The sequence below is a fragment of the Klebsiella sp. X13 genome (assembly GCF_003323835.1).
GTDB classification, from domain to species: Bacteria; Pseudomonadota; Gammaproteobacteria; order Enterobacterales; family Enterobacteriaceae; genus Klebsiella; species Klebsiella ornithinolytica.
The window spans coordinates 2965542-2990971 of record NZ_CP030874.1 but is presented as its reverse complement, the minus strand read 5'-3'; the positions used below and the strand labels follow the sequence as shown (position 1 = coordinate 2990971).

Below are 25430 nucleotides of genomic sequence, written 5' to 3'. Positions count from 1 at the left end.
GCCGTCATTGTGGGGAGAACCTACTTTTTCTTTTCGCCCAGCGTCGGGGTTTCGTCAAAGAAGTTCCACGGTTTCAACAGCGCATGCGCCCATTCGGTCGGCATAATCGGCCACTCCTCCGCGCGCGCCACGTGGGTGGTGCCGGTGGTTATCCAGACCACGTCATCGTGGTTGGTCAGCGACTCGTTATCCTTCGCATAGGCGCCAAGGCCGGTATCATGGATCGACCGGTTCGGGTATTTCCCTTCCGGATAACGCTCCTGCGGGTGATAGCGGGTAACCCACAGCTGTTTATCCATAAAGCTCAGACGGTGATAAATCCACTCATCCGGCGCGAATTTGGCACCGGTCGCCACCGGGTGGGTTCCGCCCGCGTACGGGATAATTTGATACGATACCGGATTACCCATCCGGTTCTCTTTGGTGGTATTGCTCAGCAGGCGAATAGTACCCGGATCGAACTTCTGCGCCGCTTTTTGTTCGCTGTCGATGGTGTACTGGTTAATCTGCATGGAGCTGGTGCGCGGGCCGCCGGCGGTATTGGGCTTCACTTCCGGGTCCATGGCCACCAGCGTGTTGTTCTCACCATCAACGTCAAGGTCAAGACGGAAGTTGTAGATATGCTGGTGCGTGGTGCCGACGATGTTATGGTCGATCAGCGTCCCGTAACGGGTATCCTCTTTAGCGCTCGGATCGTGCATGGTCTTCGCCATGACGCCTTTGACCGCTTCGATTCCGGTGGCGCCGGCATCAATGCCGATGGTGCCGTTCTCGTGGAACACCCAGTCAAAGATATAGTCGTAGTTGCCGACGGTACTGATCCAGCGCACCACCAGCTCGCGGCGCTCGGTGCTGACGTTCGGTTGTCCCATCTCCTGATGTTTATATTCCGGGCCGGCATAGCGCTCGAAGATCGCAATCGCGTGCGGAATAGTGGTTGGCGCACCGGTATAATCAGCAATGGTTTCATCCAGCAGTACCGAGTTCGCCGGCGCATCTTTACCGCGGACGATTGGCGAGGTCAGGGTACCCATGCCGTAGTCGCCGGAGTCGAGATAGGCTTTGAAGTACCAGCCCACGTCCGGGTCACCATATGGCACGATCATTCCGCCCAGCGAGCCTTCATACATCACCTGACGTTTCTGTCCGTTGTCGTTGTAGGTCACGGTGGAGAGAATCGGCCCGACGCGGGAGTTCAGCCGCAGGTGGAAATCCCAGTTCTGCCAGTGAATCGTGTCGCCGGTAATGGTGTAGTTTTTGCCTTCCGGCTCGGTGATATCCAGCGGTTTAACGGCGGCAGCTACGCGGTCGCGGCCATCATAAGGGCGCGACTCCATCGGCACCGGGATCACCGGACCTTCTTCAATTTTGATGATTTTCTTCTGCTCAAGATCCACCACCGCGACCAGGTTTTCGATCGGGTGCGCCCAGTAGTTGCCGTCGCCGGTATCCAGATAGCTCACCACTTTCAGCAGGCGTGAATCCTGTTTCAGACCATCTTTGCCGTCAAAGTAACCGACGGTCAGCGGCGTGGTGATGACTTTTTTGGTGTCGGTGATGCCGTGTTTTTTGAGTACTGCGGCGAATTCGTCACTGGCGTTAATAATGTTCTGCACGCTGACGAAATCATCCAGCAGGACCATGCCGTGGGCGTCTTTAATTGGCTGCCAGGAGATGATTTTCTTATTCTGTAAATCCACCACGCTTTCGATGACGTGTTTGCCATCGAGCATCACCACGTCAGCGGTGCGCGGCGCATCAACCGCTGTTCCTTTAAGCGCGAAGGCCCACACCGCCGCTTTATCCGGCTCGTGCAGCGAGATTTCGGTAAAACGGGTGTTGGGGCGGAATTGCGGCGAGGCTTTGACAATCGTCACCGCTTCGCTGATTTCTGCCGCGGATAACGAGTTGAGCGGATGCGGGCGTTTCTCGACCTGGAAGGTCTGATCAAGACCGGACTGGAAGACATCGTTGATAAAGGTATCGGAGACCCACGCCTTACCGTCTTTCATCACCACCGGAACCTGTAAATCCAGCGACTTGCCGTTGACGATGGCCGTTTTGGCGCCGGGCTTCACTTTGACGTAGGCGCCATCCTTCATCAGGGTAAACATCTGGGCATAATCATCCCACTGCACGTCGGCGCCAAACGCCTGCAGCGTTTTATCCATCGGGACCATATGCGCTTCGTCGCCGTGCGCGAACACCGGTGATTGCCAGGCACAAAACAGCGCAACGGCCAGAGCTAAGGCTGTTTTACGCGGGGAACGAATTGAGTTATTTGCCATTGTGACCTCATCTTATATTTATATTCCCGTCATGCTTTGGGTTGCATCTACGGTGACCACGCGTCCCTGCTGACTGTCTGCAACGCCAATGATTCCGGCGAGTTGTGTTGTCGCTTGCCGCTGCGAAATGCCGGCTTTACTCGCTTTAACCTACCAGCGGTTGGCCGGTTGGCGTTTGTTTGCTCTTGCCAGGTTGTTTGTCAGATTTGCCAGTTATGCCCGGAACAGGCCGGGCGGGGCACAAAAAATGCCTCCGCAGAGGCATCGGAAACCGACCCTGCACGTCCGGCGTTAGCCGGCGCGGCAGGGGACGGACAGGCATTGGTTAATCCGCAAAGTCGCCGTGCTGACGGGCCACCAGCGTCAGGATGGAATAGAGCGCCACCGGCTGCTGGTGCTGGTTGAATATCTCTACCGCCCACTCCACCACCCCGGTGGCTTTCTCCTCGGCGCTACGCTGGCGCTTCACCGTTTTACGTTTGCAGGTCAGGCGAACCTGAATGGTATCGCCCGGCTTCACCGGTTCGATAAAGCGCAGGTTTTCCATGCCATAGTTAGCGATGACCGGCCCGACGCCGGCATCGACAAACAGCCCGGCTGCCGCGGAGATCAGGAAGTAACCGTGGACCACGCGCTCGCCGAAAATGGAGTCCGCGGCGGCAATCTTGTCCATGTGGGCATAGAAGTGATCGCCGCTGAGGCAGGCAAAATTGACGATATCCGCTTCGGTCAGCGTGCGGCGCGGCGTCAGCAGGCTATCGCCAGGCAGGATCTCTTCAAAATATTTACGGAACGGATGAATGCGGTCCTCGCTGACTTCGGCGCCGCGCACCCACTGCTGACCGATGGCGGCCAGCATCGTCGGGCTGCCCTGAATCGCGGTGCGCTGCATATAGTGTTTTACCGCGCGTAAACCGCCGAGTTCTTCGCCGCCGCCGGCCCGACCCGGCCCGCCATGCACCAGCTGCGGCAGCGGCGATCCGTGACCGGTGGACTCGACGGAAGAGGTCTGGTTGAGGATCTGAATACGGCCATGTGAACGAGCGGCGCCGAGGATAAATTCACGCGCCAGCTCGCCGCTGGCGGTTACCAGCGTGCCGACCAGACTCCCTTCACCGGCGCGCGCCAGCGACAGCGCGTGCTCGCGATGCTGATACGGCATCAGGGTGGCAACCGGACCGAAGGCTTCGATGGCATGCACCGCCGGTGTTTCATCCGGCTGCGGGCAGAACAGCAGCGTCGGCGGAAAGAAGGCGCCGGCGGCGTTAAGATCGGCCTGGCCGCCGAGCAGAACCTCGCATCCGGCCTGAATCAGCGCGTTGACGTTGTCCTGTACATCCTGGCGCTGATCCTCGCTGACCAGCGCGCCCATTTTTACCCCTTCTTGCGCCGGGTCGCCGACGGTCACTTTTTGCAGACGGGCAATCAGCGCTTCGCTGACCGCATGAACCTGGGCCTGCGGAACGATGATGCGGCGGATAGCGGTACATTTCTGCCCGGCTTTGGTCGTCATCTCGCGCACCACTTCGCGGATAAACAGGGCAAATTCCGGCTGTTCGGGAGTGATGTCCTCTCCGAGTACGCAGCAGTTCAGCGAATCGGCCTCCATGGTGAAGGGGATCGATTTCGCCACCAGGTTAGGGTGAACGCGTAGCTGCTGGCCGGTATGGGCGGAGCCGGTAAAGGTCACCACATCCTGGCTATCCAGATGATCGAGCAGATCGCCCGCGCCGCCGCAAATCAGGCTGATGGCCCCGTCCGGTACCAGCCCGCTCTCGACGATGGATTTGACCATCGCCTGAGTCAGCTGGGCGGTGGCGGTGGCCGGCTTGATAATGGCCGGCATGCCGGCAAGCCAGGTTGGCGCCAGCTTTTCCAGCATGCCCCAGCAGGGGAAGTTAAAGGCGTTGATATGCACCGCGACGCCGGATTTTGAAGTCAGAACGTGGCGGGCGGCAAAGCCTCCCTGTTTCGACAACGGGATCAGTTCATCTTCCGGCCACAGCGTATCGTCCGGCAGCTCGCGACTGCCGAGGCTGGCGTAGGTGAACAGCGTGCCGATCCCACCTTCAATATCGACCCAGCTATCGGCGCGGGTCGCCCCGGTTTGCGCTGAAATTGCATAAAACGCATCTTTTTCTGCCAGCAGGTGTTTCGCTACCGCTTTCAGCATCGCGCTGCGTTCGATAAAGGTCATGGCCTGTAACGCCTTAGCGCCGCGGTCGATGGCAAAACGGCGCGCCTGTGCCATATCCAGCCCTTCGCTGGTGACTTCCCATAATGTCTCACCGCTGATGGCGTGGCGAATCGGGCGGGCGCGACCCCGTCCGCTCTGCCAGACGCCGGATAAATAGCTGGCTAACTGCTGCATGGCGAATCTCCAATATGTTACGTGAAATCTTTATAAATAGTTATTTTATGAATCATGAAATGCAAGCGACTATTTAATAATTTATTAACATTGTGATCGTGGGCGCGTCGTGTCTCGCCGCGGATGGCCTGTGTTGTCGCGGTCGACAGGCGATTTTTTGTAGTCATCATCACAAAAAACACAAACAAAATTTGTGGTTTTATTTAACCTGAGTGTAACTTTTATAAAACAAAGTGATTCACAAATACGCATTTGTTGAATTTATTGGAATCATAAAGGTGATGACGTGACAGAAGAACAACGCTTTGACCAGCGTATCGCGCAGGATACGGCCATCGAACCGCAGGACTGGATGCCGGATGCCTACCGCAAGACGCTGATCCGTCAGATTGGCCAGCACGCGCACTCGGAAATTGTCGGCATGCTGCCGGAAGGCAACTGGATTACCCGCGCGCCGACGCTGCGCCGGAAGGCAATTCTGCTGGCGAAGGTACAGGATGAGGCCGGACACGGCCTGTATCTGTATAGCGCGGCGGAGACGCTCGGCTGCGCCCGGGAAGATCTGTATCAGAAGATGCTCGACGGGCAGATGAAATACTCCTCGATCTTTAACTACCCGACGCTGAGCTGGGCTGATATCGGCGTGATCGGCTGGCTGGTCGACGGCGCCGCTATCGTCAACCAGGTGGCGCTGTGCCGCACATCTTACGGCCCCTATGCCCGGGCGATGGTCAAAATCTGCAAAGAGGAGAGCTTTCACCAGCGTCAGGGGTTCGAAGCCTGCATGGCGCTGGCCGAAGGCAGCGAAGCCCAGCGTCAGATGTTGCAGGATGCGATTAACCGCTTCTGGTGGCCGGCCCTGATGATGTTTGGCCCGAGCGACGATAACTCGCCGAACAGCGCGCGCAGTATGGCGTGGAAAATCAAACTGCACTCCAACGACGAACTGCGTCAGCGCTTTGTCGATAACACCGTACCGCAGGTCGCGATCCTCGGCATGACCGTGCCGGACGCCGATTTGCAGCTGGATGAAACGACCGGGCACTACCGTTTTGGCGCAATCAACTGGCAGGAACTGAATGAAGTGATTAACGGGCGCGGCATTTGTAACCACGAACGCCTGGCCGCCAAGCGTAAAGCCTGGGAAGAGGGGGCATGGGTGCGGGAAGCCGCGCTGGCGCATGCGCAAAAACAACACGCCCGCGACGCGGCATAAGGAGAAGCATGATGAGCAACGTTTACTGGCCGTTATATGAAGTATTTGTTCGCAGCAAGCAGGGGTTATCCCATCGTCACGTCGGCAGTCTGCATGCCGCCGATGACCAGATGGCGTTAGAAAATGCCCGCGATGTCTACACCCGTCGCAGCGAAGGCTGCTCCCTGTGGGTGGTGAAAGCCAGCCAGATCGTCGCATCCCAGCCGGAAGAACGCGGCGAGTTTTTTGATCCGGCGGAGAGCAAAGTCTATCGCCATCCGACTTTCTACAGCGTGCCTGACGGCATGGAACATATGTGAGGCAACGATGAACAACCTGAATCCCGTTGCAACCTATGCGCTACGTCTCGGCGATAACGGCCTGGTGCTGGCCCAGCGCTTAGGCGCGTGGTGCGGCCATGCCCCGGAGCTGGAAATTGACCTCGCGCTGGCCAATATCGGCCTCGATCTGCTGGGCCAGGCGCGCAACTTCCTCAGCTATGCGGCTGAGCTGGCGGGGAGCGGCGATGAAGATACCCTGGCCTACGGTCGGGATGAACGTCAGTACGGCAATCTCCTGCTGGTGGAACAGCCGAACGGCAACTTTGCCGACACCATCGCCCGTCAGTTCTTTATCGATGCCTGGCACGTGGCGCTGTTTACCCGGCTGGTTAACAGTCGTGATGCGCAAATTGCCGCCATCGCCGCCAAGGGGCTTAAAGAAGTGCGCTACCACCTGCGCTTCAGCCGCGGCTGGCTGGAGCGTCTGGGCAACGGCACCGAGGTGTCGGCGCAGAAAATGCAGCAGGCGGTCGATGGTCTGTGGCGCTTTACCGGGGAGCTGTTCCTCGCCGACGCGCTGGAGCTTGCCCTTGTCGAGCAGGGTATCGCCGTTGACCCCCGCGACCTGCAGGCGGAGTGGCAGAGTACGGTTCACACCGCGCTGCTTGACGCCGGGCTGCAGATCCCGCAAGAGGCGGCGTTTCGCCACGGCGGTAAACAGGGACTGCACAGTGAACATCTCGGGCCGTTGCTGGCGGAAATGCAGTATCTGCAACGCGCTTATCCCGGTCAGCAGTGGTAACAGGAGGTGGCTATGCAACGTCTCGCCGATATCGCACCCGCAGAAGTCCATGCTATCTGGGCGCTGTTAAGTGAGATCCCCGATCCGGAAGTGCCGGTGCTGACCATTACCGATCTTGGCATGGTGCGCAGCGTGGCGCCGCATGGCGAAGGCTGGGTGATTGGCTTTACGCCGACCTACTCGGGCTGCCCGGCGACCGAGCATCTGCTGGGGGAGATTCGCGCGACGATGGCTCGCCACGGCTATACGCCGGTGCATGTTGTCCTGCAGCTTGACCCGCCGTGGACCACCGACTGGATGAACCAGGATGCCCGCGAGCGTCTGCGCCAGTACGGCATCAGCCCGCCGCAGGGGCACGCCTGCCATGCCGGTCTTCCGCAGGAGGTGGTATGCCCGCGCTGCGGCAGCGTTCACACCACGCCGATCAGTGAATTCGGTTCGACGGCCTGTAAAGCGCTTTATCGCTGCGACAGCTGCCGTGAACCCTTTGATTACTTTAAATGTATTTGAGGTTGCCATGACGACGTTTCATTCGCTTACCGTCGCGAAAGTGGAGCCGGAAACCCGCGATGCGGTAACCATTACCTTTGCGATTCCCGACGCGCTACAGGCGGAGTATGCCTTCCGCCCGGGCCAGCACCTGACCGTGAAAGCCCGCCTCGGCGGGGAAGAGCTTCGCCGCTGCTACTCCATCTGTCGCAGCCGCTCGCCGGCAGAAATCAGCGTGGCGGTCAAAGCCATCGACGGCGGGCGTTTCTCCCGCTATGCGCAGAGCGATATCTGCAAGGGGATGGTGCTGGACGTGATGGTGCCGCAGGGGCACTTCGGCTACCAGCCGCAGGCCGGGCGCGAGGCTGACTATCTGGCGATTGCCGCCGGATCCGGTATCACGCCGATGATGGCGATTATTGGCGCCACGCTGGCCACCGAAGCGAATAGTCGCTTCACCCTGATTTATGGCAACCGCAGCAGCAGCAGCATGATGTTCCGTCAGGCGCTGGCGGATTTAAAAGACCGCTACCCGCAGCGGCTGCAGGTGGTGCATCTGTTCAGCCAGGAGTCGATGGACAGCGATTTGCTGCAGGGGCGCATTGATGGCGAAAAACTGCACGCGCTCTCCGTCAGGCTGCTCGATTTCAGCCGCTTCGACGAGGCCTTTATTTGCGGTCCGGCGGTGATGATGGATGAAGCCGAAACGGCGCTGCGCGAGCTGGGGATGGCGGAAAACCGGATTCATCTCGAGCGCTTTAATACGCCCGGAAGCAGCGTTAAACGCGCCACCGGCGTGCAGGCTGAAGGCCGCACCGTCACGATTCGTCAGGACGGCCGCGATCGGCAGATTGCCCTCACCGCGGAAGATGACAGCATTCTGGATGCGGCGCTGCGCCAGGGGGCGGATTTGCCCTTCGCCTGTAAAGGCGGCGTCTGCGCCACCTGCAAATGTAAAGTGCTGCGCGGTGAAGTGGCGATGGCGGCCAACTACAGCCTGGAAGCGGACGAACTGGCTGCCGGATATGTCCTGAGCTGCCAGGCGCTGCCGACCAGCGGCGATGTGGTGGTGGACTTTGACGCAAGGGGAATGGCATGAGCGATCTGCTGATAACCCGTCACCAGCGGGTCCTGCTGCTGACCCTCAATCGCCCGCAGGCGCGAAATGCCTTGAATAACGCGCTGCTGACGCAGATTGCCGACGCCCTGGACGCGGCGGCGTCTGACCCGGATATCCGTGCCTGCGTGATCGGCGGCAACCGCCGTTTCTTTGCCGCCGGCGCCGACCTGAACGAAATGGCGGAAAAAGACCTGCCTGCCACGATGGATGATATTCGCCCACGTCTGTGGGCGCGGATTGATGCTTTTCCGAAGCCGCTGATCGCCGCTGTCAACGGCTACGCCCTTGGCGCGGGCTGCGAGCTGGCGCTGCTCTGCGACCTGGTGGTGGCGGGCGATAACGCGCGCTTCGGCCTGCCGGAAATCACTCTCGGTATTATGCCCGGCGCCGGAGGCACCCAGCGTCTGATCCGCTGCGTAGGGAAAGCGCTGGCCAGCCGGATGGTGCTGAGCGGTGAAAGTATTGATGCGCAGCGGGCGCAACAGGCCGGTCTGGTGAGCGAGATCGCCCCGGCGCTGTTGACCGACGAATATGCCCTGAAGCTGGCGGCGACCATCGCCGGCCATTCGCCGCTGGCGCTGCGTGCGGCGAAACAGTCGCTGCGCCAGGCGCAGGAAGTGAGCCTTCAGGCCGGTCTTCAACAGGAACGCCAGCTGTTTACGCTGCTGAGCGCCACCGACGATCGCCGCGAAGGTATTGCCGCCTTCTTACAAAAACGAACCCCGGAATTTAAAGGACGCTAATCGTGGACGCTTTTATTCTCAGCGAAGTAGAACAGGGTGTGATGACGATTACCCTTAACCGCCCGGATCGTCTTAATAGCTTTAACGACCTTATGCATCAGCAGCTGGCGGCCTGTCTGACTCAGGCCGAGCGCGATGAGAACGTGCGCTGTCTGCTGATTACCGGTGCCGGCCGCGGTTTTTGCGCCGGCCAGGATTTAAATGATCGAAACGTCGACCCCAGCGGCCCGGCGCCGGATCTGGGCCTGTCCGTTGAGCGTTTCTATAACCCGCTGGTGCGCCGTCTGGCGGCGCTGCCGAAGCCGGTCATTGCCGCGGTGAACGGCGTGGCGGCTGGCGCGGGCGCCACCCTCGCGCTGGGCTGCGATATTGTCCTCGCCGCGCGGTCGGCGAATTTTGTGATGGCCTTCAGCAAGCTGGGGCTGGTCCCAGACTGCGGCGGTAGCTGGTTCCTGCCGCGGGTGGCCGGGCGCGCCCGGGCAATGGGGCTGGCGCTGCTGGGTGAGAAGCTCAGCGCCGAACAGGCCGCTCAGTGGGGGATGATCTGGCAACTGGTGGAGGACGCCGAACTGGCCGATACCAGTCGTCAGCTGGCCCGCCATCTGGCGACGCAGCCGACCTTCGGTCTGGGGCTTATCAAAAAAGCGCTCCAGGCCTCGGAGACCAACGGCCTCGATGCGCAGCTGGATCTTGAGCGCGATTATCAGCGTCTGGCCGGACGCAGCGATGACTATCGGGAAGGTGTCAGTGCCTTCCTGGCGAAGCGTCCTCCACAGTTCAGCGGGAAATAGACCATGAGCCAAACACTGCAAACCGTCGCCGTGATCGGCGCGGGCACCATGGGGGCCGGCATTGCGGAAGTGGCCGCTGCGGCCGGACATCCGGTTCTGCTCTACGATATCGCCGCCGAGGCGCTGACCCGCGCCGTGGAAGGTATTCGTCAGCGTCTGGCCGCCCGCGTGGCGCGCGGCAAGCTGACGGCGGATCAGGCGGATGCGCTTGTCGCCCGCCTTGTGCCGGTCACCGAGTTAGCCGCGCTGTCCGACGCCTGGCTGGTGATTGAAGCGGCGTCAGAGCGCCCGGATGTCAAAAAAGCGCTTTTCAACCAGCTGGCGGCGATCTGCTCCCCGTCAACGCTGCTGACCAGCAATACCTCATCGATCTCGATTACCGCCATTGCCGCCGATGTCAGGCACCCTGAGCGGGTGGCCGGGCTGCACTTCTTTAACCCCGCGCCGGTGATGAAACTGGTCGAGGTGGTGAGCGGCCTGGCGACATCGCCGGAAGTGGTTGAACAGCTGTGCCGGTGCGTGACGGCATGGGGAAAACAGCCGGTACGCTGCCGTTCGACGCCGGGGTTTATCGTTAACCGCGTGGCGCGGCCGTTCTATGCCGAAGCGTGGCGGGCGCTGGAGGAGCAGGTGGCTCCCCCGGCGGTGATTGATGCCGCGCTGCGCGACGGCGGCGGTTTCCCGATGGGGCCGCTGGCGTTGACCGACCTGATTGGTCAGGACGTCAACTTCGCCGTGACCTGTTCGGTCTTTAACGCGTTCTGGCAGGACCGCCGTTTTCTGCCGTCGCTGGTGCAGCAGGAGCTGGCGCTGGCCGGGCGTTTAGGCAAGAAGAGTGGACAGGGCGTCTATCGCTGGCCCATTGAGAGCGCATCGGTGCCGGCGCTGGCCGCCGTGGCTGAGACTCGCGGGGCCAAAACCGTCTGCACGACAGGTGACAGTGTCACCGGAAGGGTGGCGATCGCGCTGGACGATGTGCGACTGCTGGAAACGGAAGGTGAAACCGCCCAGGCGCTGAGCGTGCGGTATGGCTGTCCGGTAGTGGTGTATGACTATTGCGCGGGTGACACCGTGGTTCTGGCAACGGCGGCGACGAACCCGGCGTCGGCGACCGACAAAGCGGTGCGCTATTTCCAGCAGCAGGGCAAGAAAGTGCTGCTGATTGCCGATTATCCTGGTCTGCTGGTCTGGCGTACCCTCGCCATGTTGATTAATGAAGCCCTCGACGCGGTGCAAAAAGGGGTCGCCAGCCCGGAAGATATCGATACCGCGATGCGCCTGGGCGTCAACTATCCGCATGGCCCGCTGGCGTGGGGCGAATCTCTGGGCTGGCAGCGCGTGCTGCGCCTGCTGGAGAACCTGCAACAGCACTATGGCGAAGAGCGTTATCGCCCCGGTTCCTTACTGCGCCAGAAGGCGCTTGTGGAGAAGCGTAATGAGCAATGAGGCCTGGCGCAACGCGCGCGCGATGTACGAAAAAGATACCTGCGCCAGAACCCTGGGCATCGAGATTATTGAAATGGATGACGGCTATGCGCAGATGAGCATGACCGTCTCGTCAGCCATGCTTAACGGCCATCAGACCTGTCACGGCGGGCAACTGTTTTCGCTGGCCGACACCGCATTTGCCTATGCCTGTAACAGCCAGGGGCTGGCGGCGGTGGCTTCTGCCGCCAGTATCGACTTCCTGCGTCCGGCCTTTGCCGGCGACCGGCTGGTCGCCACGGCACGGGTGAAGCAGCAGGGGAAACTGACCGGCGTCTACGACATTGAAATCGTTAATCAACAACAAAAGATTGTGGCCCTGTTTCGCGGCAAATCGCACCGCATCGGCGGCACAATTACGGGAGAAGTCTGATGCGTGACGCCTTTATCTGTGATGGGATTCGTACGCCGATTGGTCGTTACGGCGGGGCGCTGGCCAGCGTCCGCGCCGATGATTTAGCCGCCATTCCGCTGCGAGAGTTGCTGAGCCGTAATCCGGGTCTCGATCCATCGGCTATCGATGATGTGATTTTCGGCTGCGCGAACCAGGCCGGGGAAGATAACCGCAACGTGGCGCATATGGCGACGCTGTTGGCGGGCTACCCGCAGAGCGTCTCCGGCACCACCATCAACCGGCTGTGTGGTTCCGGCCTGGATGCGGTCGGCTTTGCCGCACGCGCCATCAAAGCCGGGGATGCGGATCTGATGATTGCCGGCGGCGTGGAATCGATGTCGCGGGCGCCGTTTGTGATGGGCAAAGCCAGCGCGCCGTTCCAGCGTCAGGCCGAGCTGTTTGATACCACCATCGGCTGGCGTTTTGTGAACCCGCTCATGCAGCAGCAATTTGGCACTGACAGTATGCCGGAAACGGCAGAGAATGTAGCTGAGTTGTTAAATATCAGCCGGGCCGATCAGGATGCCTTCGCTTTTCGCAGCCAGCAGCTGACGGCGAAAGCGCAGCGGGCGGGGATTCTGGCGCAGGAAATCGTGCCGGTACAGATTATTGGCAAGAAAGGGGCGGTGAGCGCGGTTCGCGAGGATGAACACCCGCGTGCCGAGACCACCCTTGAACAGCTGGCGGGATTAAAAACGCCCTTTCGCAAAGGCGGCGTGGTCACCGCCGGAAACGCCTCCGGGGTGAACGATGGCGCCGCTGCGCTGATTATCGCCAGCGAACAGCAGGCGCGGGCGCAGGGGTTAACCCCACGCGCACGAATTGTGGCGATGGCGACCGCGGGCGTGGAGCCAAAGTTTATGGGGCTGGGGCCGGTGCCGGCGGTACGCAAAGTGCTGGAGCGCGCCGGACTGAATATTAACGATATGGATGTTATCGAACTGAACGAAGCCTTTGCTGCACAGGCCCTGGGCGTCCTCAGGCAGCTGGGTCTGGCGGACGATGCTGAGCATGTTAACCCCAACGGCGGGGCTATCGCCTTAGGTCATCCATTGGGCATGAGCGGCGCGCGGCTGGCATTGAGCGCCAGCCTGGAGCTGCAGCGACGGAACGGGCGCTATGCGCTGTGTACGATGTGTATTGGCGTGGGTCAGGGCATTGCCATGATCCTTGAGCGAGTGTGAGCGACTTTACCTGCGAGTACCCTAAAATGATAACTAATACAAAATTAGATCCGATTGAAACTGCTTCTCGTGACGAATTACACGCTTTGCAAACCCAGCGCCTGAAATGGACGCTGAAACATGCCTATGACAATGTGCCGATGTACCGGCGTAAATTTGATGCGGCGGGCGTCCATCCTGACGATTTTCGCGAACTGAGCGACCTGAGCAAGTTCCCGTGTACCACCAAACAGGATCTGCGCGATAACTATCCGTTTGATACCTTTGCGGTACCGATGGAACAAATTGTGCGTATTCATGCCTCTTCCGGTACCACCGGCAAACCGACGGTGGTGGGCTATACGCAAAATGATATCGACACCTGGGCCAACATCGTTGCCCGTTCGCTGCGCGCCGCCGGCGGTACGGCAAAAGATAAAATTCATGTCGCCTACGGCTACGGGCTGTTCACCGGCGGTCTCGGCGCCCACTACGGCGCAGAGCGCCTGGGGGCCACGGTGATCCCGATGTCCGGCGGCCAGACGGAAAAGCAGGCGCAGCTGATCCGCGATTTTCAGCCGGACATGATCATGGTGACACCGTCCTACTGCCTGAATCTGATTGAAGAGCTGGAACGCCAGATGGGCGGCGACGCCAGCGGCTGCTCGCTGCGGGTCGGCGTCTTCGGCGCCGAGCCGTGGACGCTGGCGATGCGGGGAGAGATTGAGCGTCGCCTGGGGATCTCCGCGCTGGATATTTACGGCTTGTCGGAAGTGATGGGGCCGGGGGTGGCGATGGAGTGTCTGGAAACCGCCGACGGCCCGACTATCTGGGAAGATCACTTCTTCCCGGAAGTGGTTAACCCCAACGACGGTACGCCGCTGGCGGATGGCGAACACGGCGAGCTGCTGTTTACCACGCTGACCAAAGAGGCGCTGCCGGTGATTCGTTACCGTACCCGCGATCTGACCCGTCTGCTGCCGGGCACCGCACGCACCATGCGCCGGATGGATCGCATCAGCGGGCGCAGCGACGATATGCTGATTATTCGCGGGGTAAACGTCTTCCCGTCGCAGCTGGAAGAGGAGATCCTTAAAGTCGAGCATCTGTCGCCGCACTATCAGCTGGAAGTCAATCGTCGCGGCCATCTTGATTCACTTTCTGTTCGCGTCGAGCTGAAAGAGAGCAGCTTGTCGTTGAGTCATGAACAGCGCTGCCAGATCTGCCATCAGCTGCGCCACCGTATTAAGTCGATGGTCGGGATTTCGACGGATATTAGCATCGTCAACTGCGGCAGTATCCCTCGTTCGGAAGGTAAGGCCTGCCGCGTCTCCGACCTGCGCAAAATCGTCGCCAACGGTTAAGCCGCGACGTCCCGGCGGCGGCTTGCGCCCGACCGGGGATCCAGACCCGATCCCCGGTAGCGCAGGCTAACCGGGGATCCAGACCCGATCCCCGGTTAGCCTGCGCTACCGGGGATTTTCCTGTGCTATGATTCAGAAAGGACAACAATAACAACAGAATGAATCAAATGAGTAAACTCGATACTTTTATTCAACAGGCGGTCGAAGCGATGCCTGTCAGCGGCACTTCGCTGATTGCCTCGCTGTACGGAGATTCATTGCTACAACGCGGTGGTGAAGTGTGGCTCGGCAGCGTGGCCGCGCTGCTGGAAGGGCTGGGTTTTGGCGAACGGTTCGTGCGCACGGCGCTGTTCCGGCTGAACAAAGAGGAGTGGCTGGATGTGGTGCGCATCGGCCGACGCAGTTTCTATCGTCTGAGCGACAAAGGGCTGCGCCTGACGCGCCGGGCGGAGCATAAAATCTACCGCGCCAGCGCGCCGGAATGGGACGGGACCTGGCTGCTGCTGCTGTCGGAAGGGCTGGAGAAAAATCAGCTGGCGGAAGTGAAAAAGCAGCTGCTGTGGCAAGGCTTTGGCGCTCTGGCACCGAGTCTGCTCGCCTCGCCGTCGCAAAAAATGGCGGATGTTCAGTCGCTGCTGCACGAAGCGGGCGTGGCGGAAAACGTGATCTGTTTTGAAGCCCATTCGCCATTGGCGCTCTCCCAGGCGGCGCTGCGCGCCCGGGTTGAAGAGTGCTGGCATTTGACCGAGCAGAACACGATGTACGACACCTTTATTGCTCTGTTTCGCCCGCTGCTACCGCTATTGCGCGATGCGGATGCCGACGAGTTAACGCCGCAACGTTGCTTTCAGATCCAGCTGCTGCTGATCCATTTCTATCGTCGCGTGGTGCTCAAAGATCCGCTGTTACCGGAGGAGCTCCTGCCTGCGCACTGGGCCGGCCAAACCGCGCGCCAGCTGTGCATCAATATTTACCAGCGGGTGGCACCGGGCGCGCTGACCTTCGTCGGCGAAAAAGGGGAAAGCTCGGTGGGGGAACTGCCTGCACCGGGGCCGCTCTATTATCAGCGTTTTGGCGGTTTGCCAGGCGCCTAAGGAGGCTTGATGCCGATTTATCAGATTGACGGTATGACCCCCGTTGTACCGGATGAAAGCTATGTGCATCCCACGGCGGTGCTGATTGGCGACGTGATCCTCGGGAAAGGCGTCTACGTCGGCCCTAACGCCAGCCTGCGCGGTGATTTCGGGCGCATCGTGGTGAAAGATGGCGCCAACATTCAGGATAACTGCGTGATGCACGGCTTTCCCGGCCAGGATACGGTGGTCGAAGAGGACGGGCATATCGGTCACGGGGCGATCCTTCACGGCTGCGTTATCGGCCGCAACGCGCTGGTGGGGATGAGCGCGGTGATTATCGACGGCGCAACGATTGGCGAAAACAGCATCGTCGGCGCCTCGGCGTTCGTTAAGGCTAAAGCCGAGATGCCGGCCAACCATCTGATCGTCGGCAGCCCGGCGAAGGCCATTCGCACCCTGAGCGAACAGGAGATCGCGTGGAAAAAGCAGGGGACGCGGGAGTATCAGGCGCTGGTCGAGCGCTGCCAGCAAACGCTGCATCAGGTGGAGCCGCTGAAAGAGGTGGAGCCGCAGAGAAAGCGGCTGGAGTTTGATGAAAGCCTGCGGCCGAAATCATCATCCTGAACCAGAGCCCCTGGCTTCGAGGGCCTAATATTTAGCCAGCTCGCGAAAAAGTGCCGGGTTCGCCTGAATCGCCGCCAGCACTTTTGCCGCGAGTCCCGTTGGGTTACGTCGTCTGGACTCCCAGCTTTTAATGGTATCCACGCTGGTTCCCAGCGCTTGCGCCATTTCCGTCTGGGAAACGTTCAGCTGCGCGCGAATGGCTTTTACGTCAGCGATCTCATAGCGAGTCACGCGGGCCGGGGCTTTATCGCCATTTTTGATATCAACGGCTTCTTTGAGGGACGTTTGAAACTCATCAAAAAAACGCATGTCACACCTCATTTTTCAGTAGGTTAGCTAGTTTTTTGAGCCGGGATTTTTCTGCATCGGTGAGATTATCTTTGGTGCTTTTCGGGTACGCCAAAACCAGATAGATAATCTCAGCGGTGGCGAGGAAATAAATCACCCTCGCGCTGCCGCTTTTCCCCTGAGCGCCGGTCGCCATCCTGATTTTCCGTAGTCCACCCGTATTCTGGATGATATCCCCGGCATCCGGATTGCCAATGCGTTCTTTCTGCAGCGCCCGAAGCTCATCGTCAGTCGCAAGCTGTTTTATCTGCCGGGTAAACAGCGGCGTTTCGATAAATTCAATCGCACAGCACATGAGTACGCTCCTTGCTAAGGTACCATGTACACCTGAGCGTGTACATGGTACCTATCGATGATTTTTCGACATGTTGTCAGGTCAGGCCCGGAGGTCGGAGACAGCTGGCCGCAGGCCGTGAGCGCTATCGTATACGTTGGAGGATTTACAGGCAGAATGGGCTGCTGATTTTACGAGGCGTCTCGTAAGGTGGGTGACGGGGAGAAGAAACTCCCACCGTGCGGTGGGAGTGACAATCTAAATTACGCTGCAACCACGCTATCGATGGCCGCTTTGGCATCGGACTGCGCTTTGGCCGCGACTTCCGGACCGTAAGCAATGCCTTCTGCGAAGACAAAGTTCACATCGGTGATACCGATGAAGCCGAGGAAGGTAGACAGGTACGGCGTCACCAGATCGGTCGGGGTATCTTTATGGATACCGCCACGGCTGGTCAGCACGACCGCACGTTTACCGGTAACCAGACCTTCTGGTCCTTTTTCGGTGTAGCGGAAGGTCACACCGGCGCGAGCCACCAGGTCGAAGTAGTTTTTCAGCTGAGTCGGGATGTTGAAGTTGTACATCGGCGCGGCGATAACAATCACGTCATTAGCCTGCAGTTCAGCGATCAGCTCGTCGGACAGCGCCAGCGCTTCCTGCTGACGCGGCGTCAGCGGCGCATCGCTCGGACGCAGAGCACCAACCAGTTCACCATCCAGTACCGGAATCGGATTGGCTGCCAGGTCACGCACGGTGATAACATCTTCAGCGTGCTGTTCACGCCATTGTTCAACAAAATAGTCGGACAGCTGACCGGATTGTGAGTACCCTGCCAGAATACTGGATTTCAGTACTAATACTTTGCTCATGGGTGTTTCCTTATATGAGGTTGACGGGTCGATGCCCTGGTGCTTGTTGACACTGTATTCACAATCATGCCACAGAGAAAGCGCAATAAATCGAACCCTGTATTCAATTTTTTTGAACAAGGCATGCGATTCGCAGATGTGGTAATATACAGCAATACATCAAAAGAGATTTTTCCCGGCAGTGCGCTGCCCGATAACGCTATGACAGAACAACAAAAGTTCACCTTCTCTCAGCTATTCCAACGGCTTGATGGCCTGATGCTGCGTGATAAGTCACGCTTTTCCCGTCGCCTGCATGGCGTGAAGAAGGTTAAAAATCCTGAAGCCCAGCAGGCCATTCTTCAGGAGATGGCGCAGGAGATCGAACAAGCTGCAGGGAGAGTCCTGCTGCGTGAAGCGTCGCGTCCGACGATTACTTACCCGGAAAATCTACCGGTCAGCCAGAAAAAAGATGAGATTTTGCAGGCGGTTCGCGACCATCAGGTGGTCATTGTGGCGGGGGAGACCGGCTCCGGTAAAACCACCCAGCTGCCGAAAATCTGCATGGAGCTGGGGCGCGGGGTGAAAGGGCTGATTGGCCATACGCAGCCGCGTCGTCTGGCGGCGCGCACCGTGGCCAACCGTATTGCCGAAGAGCTGCAAAGCGAGCCGGGCGGCTGCATCGGCTATAAGGTCCGTTTTAGCGACCACGTTAGCGACAACACCATGGTCAAGCTGATGACCGACGGTATTCTGCTGGCGGAAATCCAGCAGGATCGACTGTTGATGCAGTATGACACCATCATCATCGATGAAGCGCACGAACGTAGCCTCAACATCGACTTCCTGCTCGGCTATTTACGGGAACTGCTGCCGCGTCGCCCGGACCTGAAAATTATCATTACTTCGGCAACCATCGACCCGGAACGATTTTCGCGCCACTTTAACAACGCGCCGATTATCGAAGTCTCCGGGCGAACTTACCCGGTGGAGGTGCGCTATCGGCCAATCGTTGAAGATGCCGACGACACCGAACGCGATCAGCTGCAGGCGATCTTCGATGCCGTTGATGAACTGGGACGTGAAAGTCCCGGCGATATCCTGATCTTTATGAGCGGCGAGCGCGAAATTCGCGATACCGCCGATGCGCTCAATAAGCTCAATCTGCGCCATACCGAAGTGCTACCGCTCTATGCGCGCTTATCGAACAGCGAGCAGAACCGCGTCTTCCAGTCGCACAGCGGGCGGCGGATTGTGCTGGCGACCAACGTCGCCGAAACCTCGCTGACGGTGCCGGGCATTAAGTATGTTATCGATCCGGGCACCGCGCGCATCAGCCGCTACAGCTACCGGACCAAGGTGCAGCGTCTGCCGATTGAGCCGGTCTCTCAGGCCTCTGCTAACCAGCGTAAAGGGCGCTGCGGCCGTGTTTCCGAAGGGATCTGTATTCGTCTTTATTCCGAAGACGATTTCCTCTCGCGCCCGGAATTTACCGACCCGGAAATTCTGCGTACTAACCTGGCGTCGGTGATTCTGCAAATGACCGCGCTGGGCCTCGGAGATATTGCCGCCTTCCCGTTCGTCGAAGCGCCGGATAAGCGCAATATCCAGGACGGCGTGCGTCTGCTTGAGGAGCTGGGGGCGATTACCACCGACGAGCAGCAGACCGCCTATAAGCTGACGCCGATGGGCCGTCAGCTCAGCCAGCTGCCGGTTGACCCGCGCCTGGCGCGGATGGTGCTGGAAGCGCAAAAACATGGCTGCGTGCGTGAAGCGATGATCATCACCTCGGCGCTGTCGATTCAGGACCCGCGCGAACGCCCGATGGACAAGCAGCAGGCCTCCGATGAGAAACATCGCCGCTTCCACGATAAAGAGTCCGACTTCCTGGCGTTTGTTAACCTGTGGAACTACCTTGGCGAGCAGCAAAAAGCGCTCTCCTCGAACCAGTTCCGTCGCCAGTGCCGTACCGATTTTCTCAACTATCTGCGGGTGCGCGAATGGCAGGATATCTACACCCAGCTGCGCCAGGTGGTGAAAGAGCTGGGGCTGCCGATTAACAGCGAGCCGGCGGAGTATCGCGAAATCCATACCGCGCTGCTGACCGGTCTGCTGTCGCACATCGGGATGAAAGATAACGATAAGCAGGAATTTACCGGCGCGCGTAATGCGCGCTTCTCTATCTTCCCGGGCTCCGGTCTGTTCAAGAAACCGCCGAAGTGGACGATGGTTGCCGAACTGGTGGAAACCAGCCGTCTGTGGGGACGGATTGCCGCGCGCATCGACCCGGAATGGATAGAGCCGGTGGCGCAGCACCTGCTGAAACGCTCATACAGCGAACCGCACTGGGAGCGGGCGCAGGGGGCGGTGATGGCGAGGGAGAAAGTGACCGTTTACGGTCTGCCGATCGTCGCCGCCCGCAAAGTGAACTATAGCCAGATCGACCCGGCGTTGTGCCGCGAGCTGTTTATCCGCCACGCGCTGGTGGAGGGGGACTGGCAGACGCGTCACGCCTTCTTCCGCGACAACCTCAGGCTGCGTACGGAAATCGAAGAGCTGGAGCATAAATCGCGCCGCCGCGACATTCTGGTGGATGACGATACGCTGTTCGATTTCTACGACCAGCGTATCAGCCACGATGTGATCTCCGCGCGCCACTTCGATAAGTGGTGGAAAGCGGCCAGTCGCGAAACGCCGGATCTGCTCAACTTCGAAAAGAGTATGTTGATCAAAGAGGGGGCGGAACAGGTCAGTAAGCTTGACTATCCGAACTTCTGGCATCAGGGCAACCTCAAGCTGCGGTTGACCTATCAGTTTGAACCGGGCGCCGATGCCGACGGGGTGACGGTACATATTCCGCTGCCGTTGCTCAACCAGGTGGAAGAGGCCGGGTTCGAGTGGCAGATTCCCGGCCTGCGTCGCGAGCTGATTATCGCGCTGATTAAATCGCTGCCGAAACCGGTGCGCCGTAATTTCGTGCCGGCGCCGAACTACGCCGAGGCGTTTTTAGGCCGCGCGACGCCGCTGGAGCTGCCGCTGCTCGATTCGCTGGAGCGCGAGCTGCGGCGGATGAGCGGCGTGACCATCGACCGCGAGGCCTGGCAGTGGGAACAGGTGCCCGATCATCTGAAAATCACCTTCCGGGTGGTGGATGACAAGAACAAAAAGCTGGCGGAAGGGCGTTCGCTGCAGGATTTAAAAGAGGCTTTGAAGGGCAAAGTGCAGGAGACGCTTTCTGCCGTTGCCGACGATGGCATTGAGCAGAGCGGGCTGCATATCTGGAGTTTCGGTCAGCTGCCGGAGAGCTACGAGCAAAAACGCGGCAACTATAAGGTGAAAGCCTGGCCGGCGCTGGTGGATGAACGCGACAGCGTGGCGATTAAGCTGTTTGATAATCCGCTGGAGCAGCAGCAGGCGATGTGGCAGGGGCTGCGCCGTCTGCTGCTGCTGAATATCCCGTCGCCGATTAAGTATCTGCACGAGAAACTGCCGAATAAAGCCAAGCTGGGGCTCTATTTTAACCCTTACGGCAAAGTGCTGGATCTGATTGATGACTGTATCTCCTGTGGCGTCGATAAACTTATCGATGAGGCGGGCGGCCCGGTGTGGCGCGAGGAGGATTTCGCCAGACTGCACGATAAGGTGCGCGCCGAACTGAATGAGACGGTGGTGGAGATAGCCAAACAGGTTGAACAGATTCTGACCGCGGTGTTTAACATCAATAAGCGGCTGAAAGGGCGCGTCGACATGAGCATGGCGCTGGGGCTGTCGGATATTAAGGCGCAGATGGGCGGGCTGGTCTATCGCGGCTTCGTGACCGGCAACGGTTTCCGCCGGCTGGGGGATACTCTGCGCTATCTGCAGGCGATTGAAAAACGGCTGGAGAAAATGGCCATCGATCCGCATCGCGACCGGGCGCAGATGCTTAAGGTGGAGAGTATCCAGCAGGCCTGGCAGCAGTGGCTGAATAAGCTGCCGCCGGGGCGTCGTGGGGATACGGATGTGCAGGAGATTCGCTGGATGATTGAGGAGCTACGCGTCAGCTTCTTCGCCCAGCAGCTCGGAACGCCGTATCCCATCTCCGACAAGCGGGTGCTGCAGGCGATGGAGCAGATCGTCGCCTGATCGACCGGCTGATAGTCGTTTTTAGGGTGGTTTGGGCGAAGGCGTGTTTTCTTCGTTTGTTCTGTGAAATGTTCGGTGGAATGTTGCGTTCACTATCGGTTCCGTATACTTCTGTTTCCTGCGGCACAGGTGAACGGCCCAGGGCCGGTTTCGCCCGGCTCTGGGGACCCGGCATCCCGGCAAGAAAAATCGTCGCTGCGCGATACCTTCGTCTCCGCCGTCTGGCTGTTCGGGGACGGCAAGAGGTAAGTTCCCTGTAAGGCTTGCCTCCGCCAGGTTATTCGTCCCATCCCTGGGACTCACCCCTTCGGGCAGACGTCAACGTCGTTCAAAAACGCTCCGGGCGTTTTTGTCCATGCTGGCGGCCCCGGCCAGCCGCCTGCGCCTCAGCGATTTTTTGCCGGCCCAACCCCCTGCTGCATGTCCCGATGCCTCATGCCTGCATAGTCATTGCTGAAAATTCTTTCAGCAATAATATCGCAACCTAATCGAACCGCACAAAAGCTACCCGTTGACCCACGCCAGCGTAAACCCATCCCAGCCTTTGCTGCCTACCGTTTGCAGCGCCGTGACCGTCAGGCGCGGATCGCGGGCCATCATCTCGATAAAGCGTCGTACACCCTGCACGCGGTCGTCCTCGCTGCGCGGGTTCACCACCTCGCCGTCGCGCACCACGTTATCGCCGATAATCAATGTTCCCGGTCGGGAATAGCGCAAGGCCCAGCGCAAATAGTCGGGATTGCTGGGTTTATCGGCATCAATAAAAATCAGATCAAACGGCGGGCGATCGCCGAGGGATTCCAGGGTCTGCAGCGCCGGCCCCTCCCGTAGCGTGACCTGCTTATCGACCCCCGCCAGACGCAGATTTTCGCGCGCCACCGCGGCATGGCGCGGATCGGCCTCCAGGGTCAGCAGCTCGCCATCTTCCGGCAGCTCACGAGCCATCCAGATGGTGCTGTATCCGCCGAGCGTGCCGATTTCCAGCACCCGCTGCGCCCGCACCATGCGCACCAGCAGCGCCAGAAACTGTCCCTGATTAGCGGCGACGTCAAAAGCCGGCAGCCCGGCGCGCTGATTGTTCGCCAGCACCTGGCTGAGCAGCGGATCCTGGGGAATTAAAGCATCAATCAGATAACTGTCTACGGCAGACCATTGTTGTTGCATAAGCGATTTCCCGCGTTACGTCCCTGATGAGTCTGACCAGCCGCCTCCCAGCGACCGGTATAAATCCACCTGCGCCAGTAGCAGATTGTTTTTCACCTGCACAACGCTAATCTGCGTAGCGAACAGCGTGCGCTGGGCGTCCAGTACGTCGAGATAGGAGGAGTAGCCGTTGCGGTAGCGATTCTGCGCAATGCGCAAGGTTTCCTGCGCCACCTCTTGCTGGCTGAGAAGTTCGTTTAACTGCTCGCCATAGCGGGCGATGGCATCAAGACTGTCATTCACTTCCTGAAACGCGCCGCGCACCGTCTTCTCATAACCGTACAGCGCCTGGTTGCGTTGCGCCATCGACACATCCACCTGCGCATTGAGCGCCTGACGGTTGAGCAGCGGGGCGAGAATACTGCCGCCAAGGCTCCACAACCGCAGCGGGTTATCGAGCAGGTCCGGCAACGACCGATCCTGCAGGCTACCGGTGGCGGTCAAATTGATCGACGGCAGGAGCTGCGCCTGCGAGGAGGCGAGGGTGGCATCGGCGGCAAGCAATTGCCGCTGGGCCTGAACAATATCCGGACGGCGGTTCAGCAGCGTGGAGGGCAGCTGGGACGGCAGCGCGAGCGGCGTCAGTCGGCTGAAATCCTGGCGCTGAATGCTGCCAGGGTTGCTGCCCGTCAGGACGCTCAGGGCGTTCTCCTGCTGAGCTATTTGATGCTGAAGCGGCGGGATCTGCGAACGGGTTGAACGCAGTTCAGAATCGGCCTGCATCAGCTCCAGGCGCGATGTATAGCCGGTCTCAAACTGACGTTTAGCCAGGTTGTACGCGTCCTGGCGCGATTTCAGCGTCTGCCGGGTGACCCGCAGCTGCTCATCCAGCGAAAGCAGCGTCAGATACCCCGCGGCCACCGAGGTGGCGACGGTGAGATCGGCGGCCGCGGCGGCGGCTTTTTGCGCCTCCAGACTCGCCTGGGCGGCGCTGGCCGCGCTGCGGTTAGCGCCCCAGATATCCACATCATAGCTGGCGGTTAATCCGCCTTTGTAGACCGTGCTGTGCACGGGCAGGCCGGTTGCTGCGGACTGCGCCCGCGCGCGGGTGCCGGTCAATGAGGCATCCAGCGATGGAAACAGGCTGCTATCGACGGCGTAGGCCCGGGCCTGATACTCATTGACGCGCTCGCGGGCGATCAGCACATCGCTGTTGTAGCGTAGCGCCTGGTCGACATAGCGATTGAGCTGGCTGTCGTGAAAGTGGCGCCACCACGCCCCTTCCACCGGGCTAGCCGGGCCGACATCGGCACGCCAGGCGGCCGGGATCTGTAATGACGACCCGGCACGCTGAACGTCCGCCGATTGACAGCCGATCAGTACGAGGGCCAGCGCGAGAGTCAGCGGGCGGATCATGGCTGTGCTCCCTCGCGGGTATCAATGGTGACCTGCACCGACATCCCCGGGCGCAGTCGCGAACTGTTTTTCTGCCCGTCCTTCACCGCAATGCGCACCGGAATGCGCTGCGCGATTTTGACAAAGTTGCCGGTGGCGTTATCCGGGGAGATAGCGCTGAACTCAACGCCGGTCGCCGGCGAGATGCTTTGTACGGTACCGCTGAATGTTTCGCCGTTCAGCGCATCGACGGTAAAGGTGGCGGGCTGGCCGATACGAATTTGCGCCAGCTGGGTCTCTTTCATGTTGGCGATCACCCAGTGCTGCGGCGGCACCAGCGAGGTTAAGTGGGTACCGGCGCTAACGTAGGCGCCGAGGCGCACGGATATCTGTCCGAGCTGACCGGCGGTGGGGGCGACAATGCGCGTGTTGTTCAGATCGATTTCCGCCAGCTCCAGCGCCGCGCTGGCGCTGGCGACGTCGGCTGCCAGCGCATCGCGGTTTACGATGGTTGATTGCAGATCCTGGCGCGACATTTCCAGCGTTGCTTTTGCCTGTTCAATATCGGCGGAACCCTGCGCCGCGCTGGCCCGGGCGGAATCGCGTTCGCGTATGGACAGTGAACCGTCGGCGGTCAAATCCTGCACGCGTTTTAAATCGGCCTGGTTTTTCTGGTTCTGCGCGCGGGCGTTTTGCAGCGCCGCTTCGTTGCGTTGAATGACCGCCTCGGCACTTTTACGCTGCTGCAGGTTATTTTTCAGCGCCGCCTCTTTCATCGCCAGCGTCGCCTGCGCCTGATGAACGCGCTGTTTGTAGATCCGGTCATCAATCTGGAACAGCACCTGGCCTGGCTTGACGTAGGCGAAATCCTGGACATTAACGGCAGTCACATAGCCGCTGACCTGCGGACTGATAAAGGTGGTCTGCCCGCGAACATAGGCGTTATCGGTAAATTGGCTGTGGCGGGTAAACGGCGGCAGCTGCCAGGCATACAAAATCACCAGCACGCCGATAAGACCGATGGCGGCGGCGGTAAAAATAGATACCACGCGGATATTATTGCGGGTGTTGGCCTGTTGCCTGGCCGCATCCTGCTGACTCATAACGACTC

At 59.7% G+C, this 25430-nt stretch carries 22 protein-coding genes; 14 read left to right on the top strand and 8 right to left on the bottom strand.

Features of this window, described 5'->3' with window-relative positions:
- Window positions 1-20: 20 nt before the first annotated feature.
- Complete coding sequence (tynA, locus tag DSD31_RS14180) at window positions 21-2288, bottom strand: primary-amine oxidase (RefSeq protein WP_004861284.1); 2268 nt, start codon at window positions 2286-2288, stop codon at window positions 21-23.
- A 325-nt stretch (window positions 2289-2613) separates the two neighbouring features.
- The gene (gene paaZ, locus DSD31_RS14175) at window positions 2614-4659 is read right to left on the bottom strand and encodes a phenylacetic acid degradation bifunctional protein PaaZ (RefSeq protein WP_113991118.1); all 2046 of its coding nucleotides are present in this window, start codon (window positions 4657-4659) and stop codon (window positions 2614-2616) included.
- A gap of 286 nt (window positions 4660-4945) precedes the next feature.
- Between paaZ and paaA the strand changes: the two genes are divergently transcribed.
- From paaA to paaY, 13 genes are all read left to right on the top strand, one after another.
- Window positions 4946-5875 (top strand): 1,2-phenylacetyl-CoA epoxidase subunit PaaA, encoded by a 930-nt coding sequence (gene paaA / locus DSD31_RS14170; RefSeq protein ID WP_004861291.1) that lies wholly within the window; start codon window positions 4946-4948, stop codon window positions 5873-5875.
- An 11-nt stretch (window positions 5876-5886) separates the two neighbouring features.
- A complete protein-coding gene (gene paaB, locus DSD31_RS14165; protein WP_004861295.1) occupies window positions 5887-6174 on the top strand; it encodes a 1,2-phenylacetyl-CoA epoxidase subunit PaaB in 288 nt (95 codons plus the stop codon).
- A 7-nt stretch (window positions 6175-6181) separates the two neighbouring features.
- Window positions 6182-6937, top strand: a complete 756-nt coding sequence (gene paaC, locus DSD31_RS14160) for a 1,2-phenylacetyl-CoA epoxidase subunit PaaC (protein ID WP_032717349.1) — start codon at window positions 6182-6184, stop codon at window positions 6935-6937.
- A gap of 12 nt (window positions 6938-6949) precedes the next feature.
- Window positions 6950-7447: a 1,2-phenylacetyl-CoA epoxidase subunit PaaD gene (paaD, locus tag DSD31_RS14155; RefSeq protein ID WP_004861301.1), complete on the top strand. Its 498-nt coding sequence runs from the start codon at window positions 6950-6952 to the stop codon at window positions 7445-7447.
- A 7-nt stretch (window positions 7448-7454) separates the two neighbouring features.
- Complete coding sequence (paaE, locus tag DSD31_RS14150; protein WP_113991117.1) at window positions 7455-8525, top strand: 1,2-phenylacetyl-CoA epoxidase subunit PaaE; 1071 nt, start codon at window positions 7455-7457, stop codon at window positions 8523-8525.
- Entirely contained in the window at window positions 8522-9289 is a 768-nt protein-coding gene (gene paaF / locus DSD31_RS14145) for a 2,3-dehydroadipyl-CoA hydratase PaaF (RefSeq protein WP_004861307.1), read from the top strand. Before paaE ends, paaF begins: the two co-directional genes overlap by 4 nt.
- A gap of 2 nt (window positions 9290-9291) precedes the next feature.
- The gene (gene paaG, locus DSD31_RS14140) at window positions 9292-10080 is read left to right on the top strand and encodes a 2-(1,2-epoxy-1,2-dihydrophenyl)acetyl-CoA isomerase PaaG (RefSeq protein ID WP_004861311.1); all 789 of its coding nucleotides are present in this window, start codon (window positions 9292-9294) and stop codon (window positions 10078-10080) included.
- A 3-nt stretch (window positions 10081-10083) separates the two neighbouring features.
- Window positions 10084-11526: a 3-hydroxyacyl-CoA dehydrogenase PaaH gene (gene paaH, locus DSD31_RS14135; RefSeq protein ID WP_015584466.1), complete on the top strand. Its 1443-nt coding sequence runs from the start codon at window positions 10084-10086 to the stop codon at window positions 11524-11526.
- The gene (paaI, locus tag DSD31_RS14130) at window positions 11516-11938 is read left to right on the top strand and encodes a hydroxyphenylacetyl-CoA thioesterase PaaI (RefSeq protein WP_004861316.1); all 423 of its coding nucleotides are present in this window, start codon (window positions 11516-11518) and stop codon (window positions 11936-11938) included. The genes paaH and paaI overlap by 11 nt, the downstream gene beginning before the upstream one ends.
- A complete protein-coding gene (gene pcaF / locus DSD31_RS14125) occupies window positions 11938-13143 on the top strand; it encodes a 3-oxoadipyl-CoA thiolase (RefSeq protein WP_064357113.1) in 1206 nt (401 codons plus the stop codon). Before paaI ends, pcaF begins: the two co-directional genes overlap by 1 nt.
- A 26-nt stretch (window positions 13144-13169) precedes the next feature.
- Window positions 13170-14486, top strand: coding sequence for a phenylacetate--CoA ligase PaaK (gene paaK / locus DSD31_RS14120; RefSeq protein ID WP_004861319.1), 1317 nt, complete (start codon window positions 13170-13172; stop codon window positions 14484-14486).
- Between the two features lie 167 nt (window positions 14487-14653).
- Window positions 14654-15580: a phenylacetic acid degradation operon negative regulatory protein PaaX gene (paaX, locus tag DSD31_RS14115; RefSeq protein WP_004861322.1), complete on the top strand. Its 927-nt coding sequence runs from the start codon at window positions 14654-14656 to the stop codon at window positions 15578-15580.
- 9 nt (window positions 15581-15589) lie between these two features.
- The gene (gene paaY / locus DSD31_RS14110) at window positions 15590-16186 is read left to right on the top strand and encodes a phenylacetic acid degradation protein PaaY (RefSeq protein WP_004861325.1); all 597 of its coding nucleotides are present in this window, start codon (window positions 15590-15592) and stop codon (window positions 16184-16186) included.
- 24 nt (window positions 16187-16210) lie between these two features.
- Here the strand turns inward: paaY and nadS are convergent, their stop codons facing one another.
- The 3 genes from nadS to azoR all read right to left on the bottom strand — a co-directional run bounded on the left by nadS (window position 16211) and on the right by azoR (window position 17677).
- Window positions 16211-16495 (bottom strand): NadS family protein, encoded by a 285-nt coding sequence (gene nadS, locus DSD31_RS14105; RefSeq protein WP_113991116.1) that lies wholly within the window; start codon window positions 16493-16495, stop codon window positions 16211-16213.
- Window position 16496: 1 nt separating this feature from the next.
- Window positions 16497-16829, bottom strand: a complete 333-nt coding sequence (locus tag DSD31_RS14100) for a type II toxin-antitoxin system RelE/ParE family toxin (RefSeq protein ID WP_069475984.1) — start codon at window positions 16827-16829, stop codon at window positions 16497-16499.
- A gap of 242 nt (window positions 16830-17071) precedes the next feature.
- On the bottom strand, window positions 17072-17677 hold the full coding sequence (gene azoR, locus DSD31_RS14095; RefSeq protein ID WP_004861333.1) for an FMN-dependent NADH-azoreductase: 606 nt from the start codon (window positions 17675-17677) through the stop codon (window positions 17072-17074).
- A gap of 258 nt (window positions 17678-17935) precedes the next feature.
- Here azoR and hrpA point away from each other — a divergent pair, with 258 nt between their 5' ends.
- Window positions 17936-21781, top strand: coding sequence for an ATP-dependent RNA helicase HrpA (hrpA, locus tag DSD31_RS14090; protein ID WP_255416107.1), 3846 nt, complete (start codon window positions 17936-17938; stop codon window positions 21779-21781).
- 504 nt (window positions 21782-22285) lie between these two features.
- Here the strand turns inward: hrpA and DSD31_RS14085 are convergent.
- Genes DSD31_RS14085 through DSD31_RS14075 form a run of 3 tightly spaced genes read right to left on the bottom strand, consistent with a single transcriptional unit; the run spans window position 22286 to window position 25422 of the window.
- Window positions 22286-22945 (bottom strand): O-methyltransferase, encoded by a 660-nt coding sequence (locus DSD31_RS14085; protein WP_004861341.1) that lies wholly within the window; start codon window positions 22943-22945, stop codon window positions 22286-22288.
- A 15-nt stretch (window positions 22946-22960) separates the two neighbouring features.
- Window positions 22961-24340 (bottom strand): efflux transporter outer membrane subunit, encoded by a 1380-nt coding sequence (locus DSD31_RS14080; protein ID WP_113991115.1) that lies wholly within the window; start codon window positions 24338-24340, stop codon window positions 22961-22963.
- Window positions 24337-25422, bottom strand: a complete 1086-nt coding sequence (locus DSD31_RS14075) for an HlyD family secretion protein (protein WP_015584459.1) — start codon at window positions 25420-25422, stop codon at window positions 24337-24339. Before DSD31_RS14075 ends, DSD31_RS14080 begins: the two co-directional genes overlap by 4 nt.
- Between the last annotated feature and the right edge of the window lie 8 nt (window positions 25423-25430).